This is a genomic window from Micromonospora sp. NPDC048986, assembly GCF_040649335.1.
In the GTDB taxonomy this organism is placed as follows: Bacteria; Actinomycetota; Actinomycetes; order Mycobacteriales; family Micromonosporaceae; genus Micromonospora; species Micromonospora alfalfae.
The window spans coordinates 236015-257311 of sequence record NZ_JBEZFJ010000004.1 but is presented as its reverse complement, the minus strand read 5'-3'; the positions used below and the strand labels follow the sequence as shown (position 1 = coordinate 257311).

Sequence of the window (21297 nt, the reverse complement as noted above, 5' to 3'; positions counted from 1 at the left end):
ATTCTGGTCGAATCGCGGCGCAGCCGCTTGACAAAGGCCTGCCTCCAGAGTGGACGATGCACCGTGCGCATTCTTGTGGTGGGTGGCAGCGGCCTGATCGGCGCTCACGTCGTGGACGTTCTCCGGGGGCGTGGCCACACCGTGACCACCGTGGCGCGTACCGCCCAGCCCGGCGTCGACCATCTGCTCGATGTCGGGTCCGCCTCGATCGAGCACCTGCGGCCATTGCTCGCCGGCCACGACGGCGTCGTCTACGCCACCCGCACCGACGAGCAGCGGCCGTTGCCCAAGCCGATCTATGCCGAGTTCCGCAGTGACAACGTCGACCCGGTGGTACGCCTGTTCACCGCCGCCCGCCTCGAAGGTCTCACCCGGGGCGTCGTGATGGGCTCCTACTACACCTACTTCGACCGGCTCCACCCGCAGTGGCGCCTCGCCGAACGGCACACGTACATCAGGTGCCGCCTGGAGCAGGCCCGCGAGGGGCGGGCAGCCGCCGGCGACGGCCTGCCGGTCGCCGTACTCGAACTGCCCTTCGTCTTCGGTCGGGCCGGCGGCCGACTGCCGAACTGGGCCGGTCCGCTGGACCGGTGGGCTCGCTCGCGTACCCCGCTGCTCGCCCCGACCGGCGGCAGCGCCGCGGCCTCCGCCCACAGCGTGGCCGAGGTCGCTGTCGACGCCCTGGAGCAGGCCAGCGGCGCGGACCTCCCGGTCGCCGACGAGAACCTCAGCTGGCACGACATGATCGCCCGTATCGCCGACGCGGTGGGCCGACCCCGCCGGGTCCGTCGCCTGCCGTCCGGCGCCGCGAAGGCCGCCCTGCGACTGGGCGGCGCGCTACAGTCCCTCGGCCGCAAGGAGTCGGGCATCAACCCCACCTACCTCGCCGACCTGCTGCTCGCCGACCTGTTCATCGAACCGACGAGCGGCCGCCCGCTGGACCCGGCCCTACGCGAGACCTTCCCGAGCGGCGCCGCCTGACCTCCCTTGGCGTCGATCGTCGGGTTGTGGGGTCTGCCGGGCGGCGATCTCGACGAACTCGTACACCAGGGGTGACCGGTTGCCCTCGGCCCAGGCCAGGCACACCTGGTTGTGGCCGAGGTCGGCGACGGGCACGTGGCTGACGTCGGGTCTCGTGTAGAACGTCGCCGTCGACAGCGGCAGGATCACCATCCCGGCGTACGCGGCGACATGCTCCAGTTTCTCCTCGACGGAGTTCAGCTCGGGCCGGGGGCGGGGATCGGGGTCGGTGGGACGGTTCGGCAGGTCCCGCCACTCCGGCACCGCGTCCGGGTCCTGCAACAGCCGTTCCTCGACCAACTCGGCGAGGTCGACCGACTCCTTGCCGGCCAGCCGGTGATCGGTGGGTAGGACGACGACCCGGGGTTCGGCGAACAGTGGCCGCAGGCACAGACCGCGCTGGTCGACCGGAAGCCGCACGTAGCTGACGTCCGCCCGCCCCTCGCGGACGATGTCGGCCTGGTCGTCCCAGGACGTACGGACGACGTTGACGGCCAGATCGGGGTGCCGCTGGCCGATGGCGCGGGCCTCGGCGGTCACGAGAAGGCCGGGCATGAACGCGATGGTGAACGTCGGCCTGCCGTGCGCGGCCCGCTGCACTCGCCGCCGCAGGGCCTCAGCCGAGGCGAGCAGCGGACGGGCGTCGGTCAGCAACTGTCGACCGGCCTCGGTCAGCACCGTGGAGCGGCGGTCCCGCACGAAGAGCTCGGCGCGCAGTTCGTGCTCGAAGGCCCGGATCTGGCGCGACAGGACCGGTTGGGCGATGCGCAGCCGCGCGGCGGCCCTGCCGAAGTGCAACTCCTCCGCGACCGCCACGAAGTAGCGGAGCTTGCGCAGATCGACGTCCACCCTGCCCCCGTCCGGTTGCCGCTCCGGGCGGTTCCATGATACCCGCCAGGTATGAGCGGAGTGATGCCCAACGGGCATCACAGGAGCTGAAAGAGGTCTTGGACGCGGAGGTTCCCGGCGGCGCACGGTGGTAACCGTTCCCACCACACGATCCGGAAGGACACGATCATGACCCTCATCGACAAGCGCGTCGTCGTACTCGGCGGAACCTCAGGGATCGGCCTCGCCACCGCCGCCCGTGCCGCCCGCGAGGGCGCCCAGGTCGTGGTCGCCTCCAGCAACCAGCGCAGCGTGGGCCGCGCCCTGACGACTTTGCCGACCACCACCCAGGGGTACGTCGCCAACCTCACCGACCCGGAGGCCGTGTCCCGGCTGTTCCACGGTCTTGGCTCGTTCGACCACCTCGTCTACACCGCCGGCGAACCCCTCGCGCTGATGTCCGTCGACGCCCTCGACCTCGCCGCCGCCCGCACCGCCTTCGACCTGCGCTACTTCGGCTCCCTGTCGGCGGTCAACGCGGCATTGCCGTACCTGCGCCCCGGTGGGTCGATCACCCTCACCACCGGCACCGCCAACCACCGGCCCAGCGCCGGCTGGTCCGTCGCGGCCAGCATCACCGGGGCGATCGACGCGCTGGTCCGCGCGCTCGCCGTCGAACTCGCCCCGATCCGGGTCAACGCCGTCTCCGCCGGCGTGATCCGCTCACCGCTCTGGGACTCACTGCCGACCGAAACCCGAGAGCAGATGTACGCGCAGCTTAGCGAGTCGCTTCCGCTCGGCCGGGTGGGCGAGCCCGAGGAGGTCGCCGAGGCGTTCGTCTACCTCCTGCGGGCGACCTACGCCACCGGCACCGTGGTGACCGTGGACGGCGGCACCCTGATCTCCTGAGCCCGTCGGCTTGCTGCGCCGCGCGGTGGGTCTGCCCCTCCACTTCAGGGATGTAGTGGTCTACGCCACTCACGAGGCCCCACCTCCCTGACGTCGCGGGCGGGACCGACCGGCGGCGGCCGTCAGCGGAGCTGTTCGGCCAGGCCGACGATGATGCCCTCGGGGCCGCGGACGTAACAGAGCCGGTAGATGTCCTCGAACCGTTCCACCTCGCCGACGAGCTCGGCGCCGTGGCCGCGCAACCGGGTGATCACGTCCTCGATGTCGTCGACGGCGAACATGATGCGCCGAATGCCCAACGTGTTCGCCGGCGCGTTCTTCGGTACCCCGCCCATCGCCGTCGGCCGGTGGAACATCGCCAACTCGACCTTGCCGTGGCCGTCCGGGGTCCGCAGCATCGCGACCTCCTGCCGGACGTCGTCGATCCCGATGACCCGCTCCACCCACCGTCCCTCGACCGGCCCCCGCCCCTCCAGCTCCATGCCGAGTTCGACGAAGAACGCGATGACCGCGTCAAGGTCTTCGACAACGATGAGGACGTTGTCCATTCGCTGGATCGCCATGCTGGATCTCCCTGCTCTGGTGCGGTCACAGTGACCGCATCCTCCCCGAGGACGGAGCCACCCGGCCGTTCTCGACGCGTTCCACGGAAGCCGTCAACGATATGTTCGACTGTGAGAGACCCGCCGGAGCCTGGCACGGGCGGTTGGAAGGCTGAGCGGGTGGGACCGAAACGCGGCACGTTCGTCGCGGATGAGAAGCAGTCAGCTCTCCGGCGTCCCAAGGGTCACCGTGAGCCCTTCCTCGGCCGCAAGCACCGCACCGCCGAACTCCACCTGCGCGGCGGCCACCGCGGCCGCCCGGTCGTTGCCGGGCCAGAAATGGGTGAGCATCAGGCGGCGGGCACCCGAGCGGCGAGCCCACAGACCGGCCTCGGTGGAGGTCAACAGGTTACGGGTGGCACGGCTGGCCTCACCGTCGTAGTCCGTCGCCTCGACGATGAACAGGTCGGCGCCACGGCCCAGCTCGGCCAACGCGGGGGTCGGCCCCGTGTCCCCGGAGTAGGCCAGGGCAATCCCGTCTGCCTGAATCCGGATGCCGGCGTTGGGAACGAAATGCGGCAGAGACAGCCCGTCGAGGTCGAACGGCCCGACCCGGTAGCTGCCGGGCAACGGGTGCAGGTCGAAGACCGCGCGCAGGTCGACATCGGGCTCCAAGCCGCCGAGCCGGTCGAGCACGCCGGGCGGGCAGTACAACGGCAGCCGTGGTGCGCCCGGCTGACCGTAGAAGCGCATCCTGAACAGACCGTGCAGGTCGACGCAGTGATCCGGGTGCTCATGGGTGATGACGACGGCGTCCAACGCGCCATCAGGCCAGTGTTCGAGCAACCGCGGCAGCGTGGCGTAGCCCAGGTCAAGCACCAGGCGGTAGCCGTCCCAGTCCACGGCGAAGCCACTACAGGCACGGCCTGGCTCGAAAAACGCACCAGAGGTGCCGAGCACTGTCACCTGTCGCATCCGCACAGCGTGTCATCCACGCCCGTGGGATGGACACCATGGGGCCGCGAGAAGGGCGATCACCGCTGCCAGTTGTAGGGCGTCGTCGTCGACACCTTGATCAGGCCGTAGCGTTCAAGGATCGGGCGCGAGTACTCGGTCGAGTCGCTGTTGATGAGCGTCTTGCCCATCCGGAGTGCCGAGCGGGCCCGCGCCGCGGTCAACGCGCGGTAGATCCCACGGCCGCGCCACTCCGCTCGGGTCGCACCACCCCAGATCCCGGCGAAGTCGGTCCCCCGCAGCGGCTCCAGCCGGCCGGCGCTGACGATCCGTCCCTCCGCCTCCGCAACCCACAACTCCATCCCGTCATCGCGGGCCAGGCGGCGCAGGAGGGCGTTCGCCATGTCATCGCTGACCGGGTTCCCGAAGACTTCGTCCTGCATCGCACTCATCGCGCGGACGTCCACCTCCTCGCTGACCCGACGCAGCGTCACGCCTTCGGGCAGCAAGACGTCAACGGCCAGTAGCCGCGCCTCGCCAATCATGATCGACTCGGGCTCGTCCGCGGTGAACCCATTCTCCAGCAACGCCTCGTGCAACCCCGGCGCATGATCGTGTCCACGCGCCTTCCACTTGACCCGCACGATCTCGGGGTCTGCCCGGTAGTGAGCGAGCGCCTCGGGGACGAGCCGACGAATCGTATCGGCGTCCGCCCCACCGAGATCGCGGTAGGTGACAAACCCACGACCACCCGCGAAGGTCACGAGACGCAGTGGCCCATGGCGGGTGACTGAGACCGCGCTCGGCGTCTCGGCGTCAGTCCGAAGCTGTTCGTCGTAGGCCGCAAGCAGTCGAGCCGAATTGATCATGACCGTACGCTGCACCAGCGGTGCCCGCAGACGCAACTCGTTATCGAGCCGGCCCCACGATCCTGGCCTGACGCACACTCGTGCCGCCGCTCGTGCGCTCGGCCTCCGGCCGTCACTGCTGCGGCGAGAGCATCAAGGCCCAGTCCACCGCCTGCACTGTGGGCTTCAACCTCGGGTTGCCGCATCAGTCCCGATCTTGGGAACCCAATGAGGAGGCCATGCCGGCGGCGGTAACATTCCACCACCTACACCAAGATCTTTTCGTGCACGATCGTAGTACTTGTCGCGGCACTTCTCCATCTCCTGAATTGCCGGCCGCCACTGCTCGGCATCCGTCAACCGCCCTCGTGCGTACCAATCGAGACGGTGGACAGCTTGATGCCAATCACGTGCGGCAGTAACAGTCTCCGGGCTGCCCAATAGCAGCATCGATTCCCACCGCGCTCCACGATCGTCCTCCGCTGCGGCCAAGAGCGGGAGCCCTTCTTCCGGGGTCAGGTGGGCCGCCGAGTGGTCGAATCCTCGCGCTGCCGCGATGCGACATGACAGGTAGGCCCACCGCTTGACGGAGCCGGCGTACTCGGCATACACCCGCATGCGGCTCTCGTCCCAGCGGACCTGCTGGCTGCGTCGCCATCGCGCTCGCTCTCCTGCGCTGCTAACGAGGTAAGACGCGAGGGCTCCCACAATCACGCCGACTAACGCTGGAAGCTGCTGGGCAAGAACAATCATTGACCATCCAAACCTGCCTCGAACCCGCAAGGGCCGATATACACGGCACCTGACGTCTGCCGCCAACGATCGCAGAAGCGCGCAAGGGTGTGCCCGGCCTGCCCGGGTTGGTGGCAGGCGGGATGGCTCGCGCAACCACCCACGGACCGCAACGCGCCGACGGGTTGCAACCCTCTCGGAGCCCGAACGCCCCGCCGGAGGCGAGCAACCGCAACCCCGCCATCGGCGGCCGCCAGTTCGCCGACGCGGCCGGCATGCGCTCCCCTACGCCGCGCGGGCTCGTGGCCGCGCGCCCGGCAGCGGCCTTCCGGACGACCTCAGGTGCAGGTCAGGCCATCTGCGCCAGTTACTTGGCGTTGAAGTAGTTGGCCTCCGGGTGGTGGACCACTATCGCGTCGGTGGCCTGCTCCGGCATGAGCTGGAATTCCTCGGACAGCTCGACCCCGATCCGGTCCGCGCCGAGCAGATCCATGATCTTCGTCCGGTCTTCCAGGTCGGGACAGGCCGGGTAGCCGAACGCGTACCGGCAGCCCCGGTAGTCGTTGTGCAGGATGCCGGCCAGGTCCACCGGGTCGTCGTGCCCCAGCGGACGACCGTCGGGCAGTGTCATCTCGGCGCGGATGCGCTGGTGCCAGTATTCGGCGAGAGCCTCGGTGAGCTGCACGGAAAGCCCGTGCACCTCCAGGTAGTCGCGGTACTCGTTGCGGGCGAACAGCTTCGCCGCGTACTCGCTGACCGGCTGGCCGACGGTGACCAGTTGCAACGCCACCACATCGAGCTGGTCGCCCTGGGGCCTGAAGAAGTCCGCCAGGCAGAGCCGCCGCTCCTGCCGCTGCCGGGGGAACGAGAACCGGGCGCGCTCCGCGTGCCCGTTCTCGTCGAGCACCACCAGGTCATTGCCTTCGGAGTACGCGGGGAAGTAGCCGTACACCACTGCCGCCTCAAGGACCTGGTCGGCGATCAGCCGGTCCAGCCAGTACCGCAGCCGCGGCCGGCCCTCGGTCTCGACCAGTTCCTCGTAGGAGGGTCCACCGCCGCCCCGGACGCCGCGCAGCCCCCACTGCCCGGAGAAGGTGGCCCGCTCGTCGAGCAGCGCCGCGTAGTCGGCCATCGGCACGCCCTTGACGACCCGGGTGCCGAAGAACGGCGGGGTGGGCACCGCCACGTCGGCGGCCACGTCGGAGCGGACCGAGGAGTCGTGCAGCTCCGGCAGCGACGTGGTGACCATTGAGCGCTGCCGTTCCCGGCGGGCCCGCCGGGCCGCGAGAGCCGCCTCCCGCTCCGGGTCGATCACCGGTGCGCCGCCACGCTTGGCGGTCATCACCCGGTCCATCAGGGACAGCCCCTCGAACGCGTCCCGCGCGTAGTGCACCTGCCCGGGGAACATCGAGCGCAGGTCGTCCTCGACGTACGCGCGGGTCAGCGCCGCCCCACCCAGCAGGACGGGCCAACGCTCCGCTACCCCGCGGGTGGCCATCTCGGCCAGGTTCTCCTTCATGATGACGGTGCTCTTCACCAGCAGCCCGGACATGCCGATCGCGTCGGCGCGGTGCTGCTCGGCGGCGTCCAGGATGGCGCTGATCGGCTGCTTGATGCCGATGTTCACCACCTCGTAGCCGTTGTTGGACAGGATGATGTCGACCAGGTTCTTGCCGATGTCGTGCACGTCGCCGCGGACGGTGGCGAGCACGATGCGGCCCTTGCCGCCGTCCTCGGCGGTCTCCATGTGCGGTTCCAGGTAGGCCACAGCGGTCTTCATCACCTCGGCGGACTGGAGCACGAACGGCAGCTGCATCTGGCCGGAGCCGAACAGCTCACCGACCACCTTCATGCCGTCCAGCAGGATGTCGTTGATGATCGACAACGGGGAGCGACCGCCGGCCATCGCCTCGTCCAGGTCGGCCTCCAGGCCGTTGCGCTCACCGTCGATGATCCGCCGCTTGAGCCGCTCGTCCAGCGGCAGCGCCGCCAACTCCTGGGCGCGGCTGGCCCGGGCGCTGGTCACGTCGACGCCCTCGAACAGCTCCAGGAACCGCTGCACCGGGTCGTACCCTTCGCGACGCCTGTCGTAGACCAGGTCCAGGGCGACCTCGCGCTGCTCGTCGGGGATCTTCGACATCGGCAGGATCTTGCTGGCGTGCACGATCGCCGAGGTCAGGCCGGCCTGCACGCACTCGTGCAGGAACACCGAGTTGAGCACCTGCCGGGCCGCCGGGTTGAGCCCGAACGAGATGTTCGAGATGCCCAGGGTGAAGTTGACACCGGGGTAGCGGCGGGAGATCTCCCGGATCGCCTCGATCGTCTCGATGCCGTCGCGGCGGGTCTCCTCCTGGCCGGTGGCGATCGGGAAGGTCAGCGCGTCGATCAGGATGTCGGAGCGGTCCACGCCCCACCGGCCGGTCAGGTCGTCGATCAACCGCGCCGCGACCCGCACCTTCCACTCCTGGGTACGGGCCTGGCCCTCCTCGTCGATGAGCAGCGCCACCACCGCCGCGCCATGCTCACGGACGATCGGCATCACCCGCGCGTACCGCGACTCGGGGCCGTCGCCGTCCTCGAAGTTCACCGAGTTGACCACACAGCGGCCGCCGAGCATCTCCAAGCCGGCCTCCACCACGTTCGGCTCGGTCGAGTCCAGCATGATCGGCAGCGTCGACGCGGTGGCGAACCGACCGGCCAGCTCCCGCATGTCCTGGGTGCCGTCGCGGCCGACGTAGTCGACGCACAGGTCGAGCAGGTGCGAGCCGTCGCGCGCCTGGCTGCGGGCGATCTCCACACAGGCCCGCCAGTCACCGGCGAGCATCGCCTCCCGGAACGCCTTCGAACCGTTGGCGTTGGTCCGCTCCCCCACCATCAGCACCGACGCGTCCTGGGCGAACGGCACCGGGTGGTACACCGAGGAGACGCCCGCCTCGTGCCGGGGCTCGCGGGCCGGGGCGGTGACGCCGTGCAGCCGCTCGGCCAGCACCCGGATGTGCTCCGGGGTGGTGCCGCAGCAGCCACCGACCAGCCCCACGCCGTACTCGGTGATGAACCGCTCCAGGGCCTCGGCCAGCTCCACGGGAGTCAGCGGGAAGTACGCCCCGTCGGCGGTCAGCACCGGCAGGCCGGCGTTCGGCATCACCGACAGCGGGATGCGGGAGTGCTGCGACAGGTAGCGCAGGTGCTCGCTCATCTCGGCCGGGCCGGTCGAGCAGTTGAGCCCGATCAGGTCCACGCCGAGCGGCTCGATAGCGGCGAGGGCCGCGCCGATCTCGCTGCCGACCAGCATGGTGCCGGTGGTCTCCACCGCCACGTGACAGATGATCGGCACCGACTGGCCCAACTCGGCCATCGCCCGCTTCGACCCGACCACCGCGGCCTTGACCTGGAGCAGGTCCTGGCAGGTCTCGATGATCAGCGCGTCCGCGCCGCCGACGATCAGACCCGCGGCGTTCTCCTGATAGGCGTCGCGCAGCGTCGAGTAGGCGGCGTGCCCGAGGGTGGGCAGCTTGGTGCCCGGCCCGATCGAGCCGAGCACGAACCGGGGCCGCTGCGGGGTGCTGGCCGCGTCGGCGGCCTCCCGCGCGATCCTGGCGCCCGCCTCGGACAACTCACGGATACGGTGCGGGATGTCGTACTCGGCGAGGTTGGCGAGGTTGGCCCCGAAGGTGTTGGTCTCCACGCAGTCGGCGCCGACTGCCAGGTAGGCGTCGTGCACCCCACGCACCACGTCCGGGCGGGTGACGTTGAGGATCTCGTTGCACCCCTCCAGCCCGTCGAAGTCGTCGAGCGTGAGGTCCGCGGCCTGCAGCATCGTGCCCATCGCGCCGTCAGCGATGAGAATGCGATCAGCCAGCACATCCATCAATGAAGTCCGCACCCATTCAGGTTAGTGCGATTCGGTGAGACTCCACGACCGTCCTCGAGCGATCCCATATTGTGTCACGGGGATCACCATGTCTGGTTCGTTCGGGTATGACCTGCTGCCGGAGCGGCCGACCGGCGCGGCCGACGGGCCGCACCCTCGCCCTGCACGTAGGCTGGCGGACGTGAAGGACAACAGGGACGCCGCCGTGCCACACGGTATGACGACCGGGCGCGGTCCCGGCGCCAGCCGCGACGAGCAGGGTGAGGTGACGGCGTGACCGAGTTCGACGGACTGCCGGTGCTGCGGTCCCCGGTGGCGATCGCCGCGTTCGAGGGCTGGAACGACGCCGCCGACGCGTCCACCGCCGCGGTCGAGCACCTGGAGCAGGTCTGGAACGCCCGGCAGATCGCCGAGCTGGATCCGGAGGACTTCTACGACTTCCAGGTCAGCCGGCCCACCATCACCATGGCCGACGGGGAGACCCGACGGGTGGAGTGGCCGACGACCCGGTTCATGGTCGCCAGCCCGGAGGGCACCGACCGCGACGTGGTGCTGATCCGCGGCATCGAGCCGAGCATGCGCTGGCGGACGTTCTGCGAGCAGGTGTTGGAGATCTGCCACAGCCTGGAGGTGGAACGGGTGGTCCTGCTCGGCGCGTTGCTGGCCGACGTGCCGTACACCCGGCCGCTGCCGATCAGCGGCAGCGCCTCCGACGCGCAGGCCGCCGAGCGCTACCAGCTCACCCCCACCCGTTACGACGGGCCGACCGGCATCGTCGGCGTGCTGCACGACGCGTGCACCCGCGCCGAGGTGGACGCCGTCTCGTTCTGGGTGCACGTGCCGCACTACGCCAACAACCCGCCCTGCCCGAAGGCCACCCTCGCCCTGCTGCACCGGGTCGAGGAGGTCGTCGACCTGCCGGTGCCGATGGCCGACCTGGCCGAGGAGTCCGCCGAGTGGGAGCAGCGGGTGCGCAGTGCCGCGGAGCAGGACGCCGAGCTGGGCGAGTACGTCCGCGAGCTCGAGGAACGGGTCGGCGACGAGGGGATCACCCCGTTGACCGGTGACGAGATCGCCCAGGAGTTCGAGAAGTACCTGCGCCGCCGGGGCGGTTCGGCCGGCCCCACCGCCGGTTCCTGGTAGCACTGTTCGGCTGCGGGCCTTCGGACCTTTTGTGGTCCGAGGGCCCGTTTTCGCGTGTCCGGGGTGGCACCGTCACACCCCCTAGGGCATCCTAGGAACCTAGATGTGATCAAGGAGGCGAGTGTGCAGATCAATCCCGGGGCCGCCGAGTTCCCGCACCGACAGATCGCCGCGCAGCTCAAAGCCCAGGTCCGCCGGGGCGACTGGGGGCCGGGCGAGCGGCTGCCGTCCATCCCGGCCATCGCCGAAATGTTCGGCGTCGCCAAGCAGACAGTGCAACGCGCCGTCGACCAGCTGCGGGTCGAGGGCATCCTGATCACCAAACCCGGCTCCGGTACGTACGTCAGAGGCACCCGCCGCCGCCTCAACCGCCTCTCCCGGGGCCGGTACGGCGGCTTCCGCGGCTACCACGCCGACCTGGCCGCCCGATACCGTCAACAACTCGTCTCCGTGGGGCACGCCCCCGCCCCCGCCGAGGTGGCCGACGCCTTCGGCGTGTCCGATGGCACCAACCTGCTCTGCCGGCGGCACCTCGTCCGCACCGACGACTCCCCCGTCGAGGTCGGCGCCTCCTGGTTCCTGCCCCGCGACACCGCCGGCACGTCGCTGGAGCGCACCGAGGCGTTCGGCCGGCCACTCTACCAGGAGGCCGAGGAAGCGACCGGACGGCGGTACGTCTCGGCCACCGACACGATCAGCGCCCGCCAGCCGAGCCGGGAGGAGGCCGAGACCCTCCAGATCCGGCCGGACACCCCCGTGCTGCACCTGCTGCACATCGCGTACGACGCGCACCGCAAGCCGATCGAGGTGTCCCAGGCGACCTGGCCCGGCCCCATGACCACCCTGACCGAGGAGTACAAGATCCCCGGCCCGACCCCCGACCCGGAACCCGACCCCGGCCTGGTCCTGGGCTAGCCGCCACCCCCAGCCCGCCCTCAAAGCCGCCCCACCCCACCCCGCCTCGCCCTGCCTCGCCCTGCCTCGCCTCGCCTCGCCTCGCCTTGCCCCGCGCCGCCTCACCTCGCCCTGCCCTGCCTCGCCCTGCCCTGCCCTGAGCTGCCCTGCCCTGCCGATCTTGCAGATGCTGTCGCCTCTATGCCCCGTGGCGCCCCTTTTGACGGGACAGGAACCGCAAGATCCGCGCCAGGGTGGCGGGTTGCGGGGCGCTGGGGCTCGTCACACTCCGAGCGCTGCGTCGATCATGGAGTTGTGGTGCCTCACGAAAGGTGCATAGCAACAGGAAACAGGCACCACAACTCCTTGATCGACGTGGACAGGGCGGAGCAGGGGCGAGTGAGGCGGGCCGGGCGGGGCCGGGCGGGCGGGCAGGGCCGGGCGGGCGGGGGCGCGGGTCGGGTGGGGGCGGGACAGGGGCGGGTGGGTTGATGGAAGGGGCTGAGCGGGGCGCATCCGTTGCATCTATACACTCAGTATATATACTGCGGGTGTATTGCTCGATGGTCGGGCGGCTCGGTCCCGGCGTCGAGGGACCCTCAGGAGGTAGATCGATGCCAACCGTGAAGCCCGTCGGTGGACGGGGACTGACACGCCGTCGAGTTGTCGGAGCCGCACTGGTGGCCGGGGTCGGCGTACCGATGGGCATTGCCGGTGTCGACGGCCGCGCCATGGCCGCCACGGCCGGTCGGGGCCCGGTCCGGCTCACCCTGCCCCGGCCGACCGGGCCCCATCGGGTGGGTACGGTGTCGCTGCACCTGGTCGACTGTTCCCGACCGGAGCCGCTGGCGGGGCCGGGGCGGCACCGGGAGCTGATGGTGAGCGTCTGGTATCCCGCCCGGGACGTCCGGGATCATCCGCTCGCCCCCTGGATGACCGCCGCGTCGATGCGCATGCTGCTGGGCTCCGCCGGCTTCTCCCCCGACGCCGCGCTGGCGCCACTGACGGCCGGGCACGAGGGCGCGCCGGTGCGGCATCCGGGTCGGCGGTTACCGGTGGTTCTCTACTCGCACGGCGCCGGCAGCCACCGTTCGGACACCACGATCGTGGTGCAGGAACTCGCCAGCCAAGGGTACGTGGTCGTCACTGTGGACCACACGTACGACGGGTTCAGCGAGTTCCCCGACGGGCGGGTCACCGTCCGGGAGGACGACTTCGACGCCACCCCGTGGACCTACACGCGCGACGTCCGGTTCGTCCTCGACCAGATCGCCGTTCTCGCCGCCGGCGGCAACCCCGACGTCGCGCACGCGCCGCTGCCACCCGGGTTGGGCGCCGCCCTCGATCTGAGCCGGGTCGGCATGTTCGGCTGGTCGAAGGGCGGCACCGCGACGGCCCTGACCATGGGCGCCGACCGGCGGGTCCGGGCAGGGCTGAGCCTCGACGGCCCGATGCAGTCGCAGCCGCCGCCCACCGAGCTGCACCGGCCGTTCATGCTGATGACGGCGGAGTTCACCCGGGCCGCGGAGCCCGCCGTCGCCGAGTTCTTCACGCACCTTCACGGATGGCGGCTGAACGTGCAGGCCGCGGAGGCGGTCCACTCGTCGTACGGCGACAACCAGTGGCTCGTGCCGCAGTTGGCACGGATCATCGGGATGAGCGATGAGGAACTCGTCGGCTGGGTCGGCACTCTCGACCCCGCCCGCGCGGTCCGCATCGGGCAGGCGTACCCGCTGGCGTTCTTCGACCTGCACCTGCGGCACCGGGGCGGTCATCTGCTGCGCGGCCCGAGCCGAGCCTTCCCCGAGGTGACATTCATTCCGTGATGCGCTGATCGACTCGGGTTCCTGGAAACCGGGGCAGCGCACCGGCCGGGACACCCCGACCTCAAGGAACCCGAGTCGATCACGACAGAGCGAAACGCACGGTCAGAGGCGGATGCCCAGGAGGGCGTCGACAGTCTTCGCGAAGAGGGCTGGCGCATCGGGATCGTCGGTGGCACCGGCGAGGGTGGCCTCGGCCCAACGGTCGGCTGCGGCCAGGGCTCCGGGGGTGTCCAGGTCGTCGGCCAGGCGTGCGCGTACCTCGGCCAGCAGCTCAGCCCCGGACGGCCCGGCGGGCGCGGCGGCGGCCCGCCGCCAACGGTCCAGGCGCTCGTACGCGGCGGTGAGCAGGTCGTCGGTCCAGGTGCGGTCGCTGCGGTAGTGCCCGGAGATCAGCGCCAGCCGGATCGCCATCGGGTCGACCTTGTCGGCGCGCAACCGGGACACGAAGACCAGGTTGCCGCGGGACTTGGACATCTTCTCGCCGTCCAGACCGATCATGCCGGCGTGCACGTAGTGCTCGGCGAACGGCGCCTGGCCGGTGAGCCGCTCGGCGTGCGCGGCGGAGGCCTCGTGGTGCGGGAACAACAGGTCGTTGCCGCCGCCCTGCACGTCGATCCGGTCGCCGAGCAGGTTGAGCGCGATCACCGCGCACTCGATGTGCCAGCCGGGGCGGCCCGGACCCAGGTCGCCACCCGGCCAGGACGGCTCGCCCTCGCGGGCGCCGCGCCACAGCAGCGGGTCGAGCGGGTCGCGTTTCCTGGCCCGATCGGGGTCGCCGCCGCGCTCGGGGAAGATCTCCAGCATCTGCTCGCGGGTCAGGTTCGACTCGTAGCCGAAGCGGGGCGTGGCGGAGATGTCGAAGTAGACGTCGCCGGTGCCGTCGTCGAGCCGGTACGCGGCGCCGTCCTTGAGCAGCACCTCGACCTTGTCGGCGATGTCCGGGATCGACTCGACAGCGCCCACGTAGTGCTCCGGCGGGATGATCCGCAGCGCCTCCATGTCCTCCCGGAACAGCGCCGTCTCACGCATCGCCAGGACCACCCAGTCCTCGCCGTCGCGGGCGGCCCGCTCCAGCAGTGGGTCGTCGATGTCGGTGACGTTCTGCACGTAGCGCACCGGGCGGCCGGCGTCGCGCCACATCCGCTGCACCAGGTCGAACGTGATCATGGTGGCGGCGTGGCCGAGGTGCGTGGCGTCGTACGGGGTGATGCCGCAGACGTACATGCTTCCCGCGTCGGCCGGCTCGCTCGGGTGGACACCCTGCCGCGCCGTGTCGTACAACGCCAGTGGCTCGCCCCTGCCCGGCAGCCGTGGCACCTCGTGTCCCGCCCAAGACTCCATGGGATCAGCCTAGCCAGCCCGGCGACAACGCCGGAGCGCCCCACGGGTGATCAAGATGACAGCCTGTCACATGGGCGGCCAGGGCATCGCCGGCCAGTCCTCCGGAGGCTGGGGGAAGCAGCCGGTCTCGCGCAGCCGGTCGACCCGGGCGGCCACCTCGGCCACCTCGCTGATCGTCAGATGGTCGGCCAACTCCGCGCCGAGCGCACCGGAGACCTGCCCGGCCAGCGCGTCGAGCATCTCCACGGCGTCCGCTGGCAGCCGCTTACCGGCCCAACCCCAGAGGACCGTGCGCAGCTTGTCCTCCACGTGGAAGCTCACCCCGTGGTCCACGCCGTAGATCCGGTCGTCGGCGCCGACGAGCACGTGACCACCCTTGCGGTCGGCGTTGTTGAGCACCGCGTCGAGCACCGCGAGCCGGGCCAGCCGTGGGTCGTCGGCGTGGGCGAGGGCGTACGCGGCGCCGTCGTCGTCGCGGGCCGCGGCGATCGGGATCCAGCGTGGCGGCAACTCCCCGGCGGGCAGGAAACCGACGAGCGGTTCGGCGTCCTCCGGCTCGTCGATCCACAGCTGGCAGGAGCCGGGGCCGAACGGGCCGTCCCGCAGCACCGTGGGCGGCACCAGGTCCCATCCGGTGGCCCGGGAGACCAGGTACGCCGAGACCTCCCGACCGGCCAGGGTGCCGTCGGGGAAGTCCCAGAGTGGGCGCTCGCCCCGGACCGGCTTGTAGACGCAGCGGGCGGTCAACCCGTCCAGGGTCAGGATGCCGCGCAGGGTCGTGTTCGACGCGTCGACCAGCCGACCCTCCAGGTCGAGGACGCCATCACGCAGCAGCCGCAGCGCGGCGTCGCCGTCCTGGCGGGGCTGGAGGCCGGACGAGGTCACCGGTGATAACCGTTGTGCCGCGGGCAGAGGTGCCCGGCGGGGTCCAACGGTTGGCCGCAGAGCGGGCACGGTGGCCGGCCCGCGTTGACCACTCGCCGGGCCCGCTCGATGAACTGGCGGGTCGCCTGCGGGGTGAGCCGGACCCGGAGCCGATCCAGGTCCTCGTCCGGCTCTTCGTCCTCGTCGTCGTCCTCGTCGTCGTCTTCGTCGCCCAGCTCGACCTCGGGCTCCACCTCGCCCGCCGCGATGGCCTCGATCACCACTGTCGCGGTGTCGACGTCGAAGGCCAGCCCGAGCGTCCCGACCCGGAACTCCTCGTCGACCGGAGTGTCCAGCGGCTCGTTGTCGCCGATCACCGGCGCCAGCTCGGGCAGGTCCACCCCGAAGCGACGCTGCGCCTCGGTGAGCAGCTCCTCCAGCTTTTCGGCGAGCAGGGACACCTGGACCTTCTCCAGCGCGACGCTGACCAGCCTGCCGCCGCCGCGGGCCTGCAGGAAGAACGTGCGCTCCCCCGGCGGCCCGACAGTCCCGGCGACGAACCGCTCCGGCGGTTCGAAGGCGTGCACCTGGTGGGTCATACCCACGACCCTATCCGGCCCGCCCTGGCGTCGCGCACCCCACCGACGCGAATCGCCACAGCGACGGCGCGCCCGGCGTACCAGGGGTTACACCCGGGCGTGGCGGGCGTTGACGCCGCGACCGACGGTGGTGTCGTGACGCGCCTCACCGCGACGCACCCGCTCCACCGCCGACGGCCGCGTCCGAGTCGGCCACGCGGTTCGCGCGCCGACGCCGCTTGGCCGGCGGCGGCACCAGCGCCGTCAGGTCGCCACCGGTGTCGTTGAGCCGCACCAGGAACGGACGCAGCGGCGTGAACCGGATCGCCGTCACCGACGCCGGGTCGGCCACGATCCGCTGAAAGGCATCAAGGTGTACGCCGAGCGCGTCCGCCACGATGGCCTTGATCACATCGCCGTGGCTGCACGCCAACCAGACCGCCTCCGGCCCGTGTTCGGAGTTCACCCGGGCGTCCCAGGCTCGAACCGCCGCCACTGCACGTGCCGCCATCGCCGCCATCGCCTCCCCACCCGGGAAGACCGCCGCGCTGGGGTGTTGTTGGACCACCGGCCAGAGCGGCTCCTTGGCCAGCTTCTTCAGCGGCTGCCCCTCCCAGCTGCCGTAGTCGCACTCGATCAGGCCGTCCTCGACCACCGGGGTGGCCTGCGGGAGCGCCAGTTCCAGGGTCTGCCGGCAGCGGATCAGCGGGCTGGTCACCACGGCGGCCAGGGGCACCGCCCGCAGCCGCTCGCCGACCGCTGTGGCCTGGGCGCGTCCGGTGTCGTCCAACTCGACCGGTTGCCGACCGGCCAGGCCGCCGTCGGCGTTCGCCGTGGTTCGGCCGTGTCGCAGAAGCAGGAGGGTCGCCACGGTGACCACCCTATGACCTGGGCTCCCCACCGGGCCGCCGCGGGCGGCGGGTCGACGACCGCGGCCCCCGGCGCCGCTCGCGGGCGGAGCCAAGGGCCGTCGGCAGGTCGGTCAGGTGGCGTCGATGGCGCCGGTCAGCAACAGGGCCAGGACCAGGGTGCCCAGCGCCACCCGGTACAGCACGAAGACGTACAGGGTGTGGTGGGCGACGTAGCGCAACAACCAGGCGATGGCCGCGTAGCCGATGCCGAACGCGATGACGGTGGCCACGATCGTCTGGGCCACGGTGGGTACCGACGTGCCCGGGGCGGACGGTTCGAACACGTCCCCGAGGCTGAACACGCCGGACATCACCACCGCCGGGATGGCCAGCAGGAACGAGTACCGGGCCGCCGCCTCGCGGGTCAGGTTGAGCAGCAGGCCGGCGGTGAGGGTGCCGCCGGAACGGGACACCCCGGGCACCAGCGCCATGGCCTGGGCGAAACCCATCACGATGCCGTCCTTCATCCGGAAGTTCTCCAGGGTGCGGGTCTGCCGCCCCCAGTACTCGGCGAAGGCCAACACGAACGCGAACACGATGAGCGTGGTCGCCACCACCCACAGGTTGCGCCCGGCGGTCTTGATCTGGTCCTTGAACACGAAACCGAACAGCCCGATCGGGATCGAGCCGACGATCACGTACCAGCCCATCCGGTAGTCGAGGCTGGAGCGCACCGACTTGTCCCGGATGCCCACCAGCCACGTCCGGGTGATCCGCCAGATGTCCTTGGCGAAGTAGATCAGCACCGCCGCTTCGGTGCCGAGCTGGGTGACCGCTGTGAACGACGCGCCGGCGTCCCGGTCGAAGAAGATCGCCGAGGTGATCCGCAGATGCCCCGACGAGCTGACCGGAAGGAACTCGGTCAGTCCCTGGACGATGCCCAGGACGATTGCCTCGACCCAGGTCACTCGCCAACTCCCGAGAGGTCGAGAGCCTCCGCGACGGTACGCAGGGTCTGCACACCGCTGTCCCGGTCGGCCACGAAGAGGGTCACCGACAGCGTGGTGACGCCGGCCGCCGCGTACTCCCGCATCCGCTCGGCGACGCGCTCCTTCGGGCCGAGCAGCGAGGTGCGGTCGATGAACTCCATGGGTACGGCGGCGGCGGCGTCGCGCTGGCGCTTGGCCAGGTACAGGTCCTGCACCTCGCGGGCGGCGTCGCCGTAGCCCATCCGGGTGGCGAGCTGGTTGTAGAAGTTCTGCTGCCGGCTGCCCATCCCGCCCACGTAGAGCGCGGCGTACCAGCGGACGAGTTCGGCGCAGGAGGCCACGTCGTCGCCGATCACCACGGGCACCGACGGCACCACGTCGAAACCGGCCAACTCCTTGCCGACAGTGGCCCGCCCGGCGCGCACCGAGGCGAGCTGCTCCTCGGCGAACTCCGGGGCGTAGAACACTGCCAGCCAGCCGTCGGCGATCTCGCCGGCCAGCTCCAGGTTCTTCGGGCCGACTGCGGCCAGGTAGATCGGTATGTGCTCGCGGGGTGGGTGGAAGCCCAGTCGCAGGGCCTTGCCCGGGCCGTCCGGCAGCGGAAGCGTGTAGTGCTCGCCGTCGTACGCCACCTCCTTGCGGGCGATGGCCAGCTTGACGATGTCGACGAACTCGCGGGTGCGGGCCAGCGGCTTGGCGAACCGCACGCCGTGCCACCCCTCGGAGACCTGCGGGCCGGAGACACCGAGGCCGAGCCGGAACCGGCCGCCGGAGAGCGCGTCGATGGTGGCGGCGGTCATGGCGGTGGCCGCCGGCGTACGGGCGGGGATCTGCATCACCGCGGCGCCGACGTCGATCCGTTCGGTCTGGCCGGCCATCCAGGCGAGCATGCTGGGCGAGTCGGAGCCGTAGGCCTCCGCCGCCCAGACCACCGAATAGCCCAGCCGGTCCGCCTCCTGGGCCAGCGCCAGGTGGTCGGCCGGTGTGCTCCACGCCGTCTGGTATCCGAGACTGAGCCCGAGTCGCACTGGTCCTCCCCCATCCGTGGCACAGGTCGCCCCAGGTTACGCAATGCCGATAACGGACTCGATCACCGGCTCGACCCCTTTGATCCCCCCTCCATCGGGGCAGCCCGGGGCGGCGGAACCGGCAGAACCGGCAGAGATACGGGAGCGAGGATATCCGTGGCGGCAGGTTCGAAATAAGGTTCACCCATGCAACAGCGACCGCTCGGCCGAAGCGGGCTGGCGGTTTCCCGGCTCGCGCTCGGCACCATGACCTGGGGCCGGGACACCGACGCCGACGATGCGGCCGCTCAGCTGAAGAGTTACCTCGACGCGGGCGGCAACCTGATCGACACCGCCGACGTGTACGGCGACGGCGACGCCGAGTCGGTGATCGGCTCGCTGCTGGGCTCCCTCGTCCCCCGTGAGGAGCTGCTGATCGCCACGAAGGCCGGGTTACGCCCCGGCAGCGGCAGACGTCGGGACGGCTCCCGGGGGCACCTGCTGCGCACGTTGGACGCGTCGCTGCGCCGGCTCGGCACCGACCACGTCGACCTGTTCCAGGTGCACGGGTACGACCCGGACACCCCCCTCGAGGAGACCCTGGCCGCCCTGGACCACGCGGTGGCCAGCGGCAAGGTCCGCTACGTCGGGGTGTCGAACTTCTCCGGCTGGCAGACCGCGCGGGCCGCGGCCTGGCAGACCGCCTGGCCGGGGCGGGCGCCGGTGGTCGCGTCCCAGGTGGAGTATTCGCTGCTGGAGCGGGGCGTGGAGCGGGAGGTGCTGCCCGCCTGCGACGCGCTCGGCCTCGGCGTGCTGCCCTGGTCGCCGCTGGGCCGGGGCGTGCTCACCGGCAAGTACCGGCACGGCCGTCCGGCCGACTCCCGGGCCGCGTCGCCGCACTTCGAGCCGTTCGTCTCGACCTACCTGGAGCCGCGCTGCTCCAGCATCGTGGAGGCGGTGGCCACCGCGGCCGGCGGGCTGGGGGTGTCGCCGCTGGAGGTGGCCCTGGCCTGGATCCGGGACCGGCCGGGCGTGACCGCGCCGATCCTCGGCGCGCGCACTGTCGGGCAGCTCCTCGGCGCGCTCGCGGTGGAACGGATCACCCTGCCCGAGGAGATCACCACAGCGCTGGACGACGTCTCCGCGGTGCCGGTCGGCTACCCCGAACGCGACGGCTGACCCGCCGGCCGGGTCACGGCGCCGGGCGGTTCCCGGCAAGCTCGCGGATCGCGGTCAGGAACCGGGACTGGTCGTCGCGGGTCGCCGGGTTGACGATCCGGATCCACGAGCCGTCGTCGAAGAAGATGGTGGACGGGAAACGCGTCACACCGCCCACGCCCCCCTCCGAGTCGATCCGGGCCACCCGGCCGCGCTCGACGCTCCACAGCACCCGCGGTTGACGCCGGTCGGGCCGGTCGGCGTCCGGGCGGGGCCCCATCCGCAGCAGGTGAAGGTGGGTGTCGGTCACCGCCAGCGGTGTGCCCGTGTAACGCTCCAAAAAGAGCAGCAGGCTGCCGGCGAGGGTGGCGAGGTCGCCGCTGAAGACGAACCGGCGACGGTAGGCGATCTCGGCGAGCTGGTCGGCCAGCGGGCGGTACAGGCTGAGCCGGAACAGGGCGCGGAACGCCTCCTGCTCCGCCGTGAGCGGGATCGCCACCCGCGGCGCCCGCTGCTGTGGTGGGGCCGGCTCCGGTTCGGCCGCCTCCGGCACCCCGGCCGCGAGGGCGCCAGCGTTGCCCGGCAGCAGCAGCACGCCCGCGGCCATCCGGACCGGCGTCAGCACCGCGTCCACCCAGACCACCGGGTTGACGATGTTGAGGAGCCCGAACAGCACCTTCGGGTCGAGCGAGTCGACGAACTCGTCGGCCATCACATCGGCGAGCTGCCGACCGGCCTTGTGCGTCTGCGGGGCGCGGACCGGCCCGAGCCCCACATAGCGCAGCTCCTGCCCGGGCAGCAGTGGCGCGACGAGAGCACGTTCGGGTTCGTCGCTGGTGCGAAACTCGTCGCGCAGCTCACGGGCCTTGTCCCGGGCGGCCCGCGCGCCGCCGAGCACGGCGTCGGTGAACCGGCCGAGGCGGCCCCGCTCCCCTGACATCA

At 71.0% G+C, this 21297-nt stretch carries 18 protein-coding genes; 6 read left to right on the top strand and 12 right to left on the bottom strand.

The features are described 5' to 3' along the window. The first annotated feature begins 63 nt into the window (after window positions 1–63). A complete protein-coding gene (locus AB0B94_RS11495) occupies window positions 64–981 on the top strand; it encodes an NAD-dependent epimerase/dehydratase family protein (RefSeq protein ID WP_357272151.1) in 918 nt (305 codons plus the stop codon). Here AB0B94_RS11495 and AB0B94_RS11490 read toward each other — a convergent pair. Then, on the bottom strand, window positions 949–1869 hold the full coding sequence (locus tag AB0B94_RS11490) for a LysR substrate-binding domain-containing protein (protein WP_357272131.1): 921 nt from the start codon (window positions 1867–1869) through the stop codon (window positions 949–951). The genes AB0B94_RS11495 and AB0B94_RS11490 overlap by 33 nt on opposite strands. Window positions 1870–2037: 168 nt before the next feature. On the opposite strand from AB0B94_RS11490, the gene AB0B94_RS11485 reads away from it, so the two are divergent. Then, window positions 2038–2757 (top strand): SDR family oxidoreductase, encoded by a 720-nt coding sequence (locus AB0B94_RS11485; protein WP_357272108.1) that lies wholly within the window; start codon window positions 2038–2040, stop codon window positions 2755–2757. A gap of 122 nt (window positions 2758–2879) precedes the next feature. Here the strand turns inward: AB0B94_RS11485 and AB0B94_RS11480 are convergent, their stop codons facing one another. The 4 genes from AB0B94_RS11480 to metH form a co-directional block, all read right to left on the bottom strand. Next, on the bottom strand, window positions 2880–3320 hold the full coding sequence (locus AB0B94_RS11480; protein WP_357272087.1) for a VOC family protein: 441 nt from the start codon (window positions 3318–3320) through the stop codon (window positions 2880–2882). A gap of 201 nt (window positions 3321–3521) precedes the next feature. Then, a complete protein-coding gene (locus tag AB0B94_RS11475) occupies window positions 3522–4274 on the bottom strand; it encodes an MBL fold metallo-hydrolase (RefSeq protein ID WP_357272073.1) in 753 nt (250 codons plus the stop codon). 59 nt (window positions 4275–4333) lie between these two features. Continuing rightward, window positions 4334–5122: a GNAT family N-acetyltransferase gene (locus AB0B94_RS11470; protein WP_357272044.1), complete on the bottom strand. Its 789-nt coding sequence runs from the start codon at window positions 5120–5122 to the stop codon at window positions 4334–4336. Window positions 5123–6200: 1078 nt separating this feature from the next. Beyond that, entirely contained in the window at window positions 6201–9716 is a 3516-nt protein-coding gene (gene metH / locus AB0B94_RS11465; protein ID WP_357271975.1) for a methionine synthase, read from the bottom strand. Window positions 9717–9977: 261 nt separating this feature from the next. Between metH and AB0B94_RS11460 the strand changes: the two genes are divergently transcribed. The 3 genes from AB0B94_RS11460 (at window position 9978) to AB0B94_RS11450 (ending at window position 13567) form a co-directional block, all read left to right on the top strand. Then, complete coding sequence (locus AB0B94_RS11460) at window positions 9978–10847, top strand: PAC2 family protein (protein WP_030332815.1); 870 nt, start codon at window positions 9978–9980, stop codon at window positions 10845–10847. Between the two features lie 123 nt (window positions 10848–10970). Next, the gene (locus AB0B94_RS11455) at window positions 10971–11762 is read left to right on the top strand and encodes a GntR family transcriptional regulator (protein WP_357271964.1); all 792 of its coding nucleotides are present in this window, start codon (window positions 10971–10973) and stop codon (window positions 11760–11762) included. Between the two features lie 593 nt (window positions 11763–12355). After that, complete coding sequence (locus AB0B94_RS11450; protein WP_357271956.1) at window positions 12356–13567, top strand: acetylhydrolase; 1212 nt, start codon at window positions 12356–12358, stop codon at window positions 13565–13567. 102 nt (window positions 13568–13669) lie between these two features. Here AB0B94_RS11450 and mshC read toward each other — a convergent pair whose 3' ends face one another. The 6 genes from mshC to AB0B94_RS11420 all read right to left on the bottom strand — a co-directional run bounded on the left by mshC (window position 13670) and on the right by AB0B94_RS11420 (window position 19218). Beyond that, window positions 13670–14908, bottom strand: coding sequence for a cysteine--1-D-myo-inosityl 2-amino-2-deoxy-alpha-D-glucopyranoside ligase (mshC, locus tag AB0B94_RS11445; protein ID WP_357271952.1), 1239 nt, complete (start codon window positions 14906–14908; stop codon window positions 13670–13672). Between the two features lie 66 nt (window positions 14909–14974). Then, window positions 14975–15793: an SCO1664 family protein gene (locus AB0B94_RS11440; RefSeq protein WP_357271945.1), complete on the bottom strand. Its 819-nt coding sequence runs from the start codon at window positions 15791–15793 to the stop codon at window positions 14975–14977. After that, a complete protein-coding gene (locus AB0B94_RS11435) occupies window positions 15790–16371 on the bottom strand; it encodes a DUF3090 domain-containing protein (RefSeq protein ID WP_357232892.1) in 582 nt (193 codons plus the stop codon). The genes AB0B94_RS11440 and AB0B94_RS11435 overlap by 4 nt, the downstream gene beginning before the upstream one ends. 145 nt (window positions 16372–16516) lie before the next feature. After that, window positions 16517–17230: an MSMEG_4193 family putative phosphomutase gene (locus tag AB0B94_RS11430; RefSeq protein ID WP_357271938.1), complete on the bottom strand. Its 714-nt coding sequence runs from the start codon at window positions 17228–17230 to the stop codon at window positions 16517–16519. Between the two features lie 102 nt (window positions 17231–17332). Further along, window positions 17333–18169, bottom strand: coding sequence for an undecaprenyl-diphosphate phosphatase (locus tag AB0B94_RS11425; RefSeq protein WP_238672170.1), 837 nt, complete (start codon window positions 18167–18169; stop codon window positions 17333–17335). After that, window positions 18166–19218 (bottom strand): LLM class F420-dependent oxidoreductase, encoded by a 1053-nt coding sequence (locus tag AB0B94_RS11420; protein ID WP_357271924.1) that lies wholly within the window; start codon window positions 19216–19218, stop codon window positions 18166–18168. The genes AB0B94_RS11425 and AB0B94_RS11420 overlap by 4 nt, the downstream gene beginning before the upstream one ends. A gap of 186 nt (window positions 19219–19404) precedes the next feature. On the opposite strand from AB0B94_RS11420, the gene AB0B94_RS11415 reads away from it, so the two are divergent. Beyond that, window positions 19405–20376: an aldo/keto reductase gene (locus AB0B94_RS11415; RefSeq protein ID WP_238672169.1), complete on the top strand. Its 972-nt coding sequence runs from the start codon at window positions 19405–19407 to the stop codon at window positions 20374–20376. Window positions 20377–20389: 13 nt separating this feature from the next. Here the strand turns inward: AB0B94_RS11415 and AB0B94_RS11410 are convergent, their stop codons facing one another. Beyond that, window positions 20390–21295, bottom strand: coding sequence for a hypothetical protein (locus AB0B94_RS11410; protein WP_357271900.1), 906 nt, complete (start codon window positions 21293–21295; stop codon window positions 20390–20392). Between the last annotated feature and the right edge of the window lie 2 nt (window positions 21296–21297).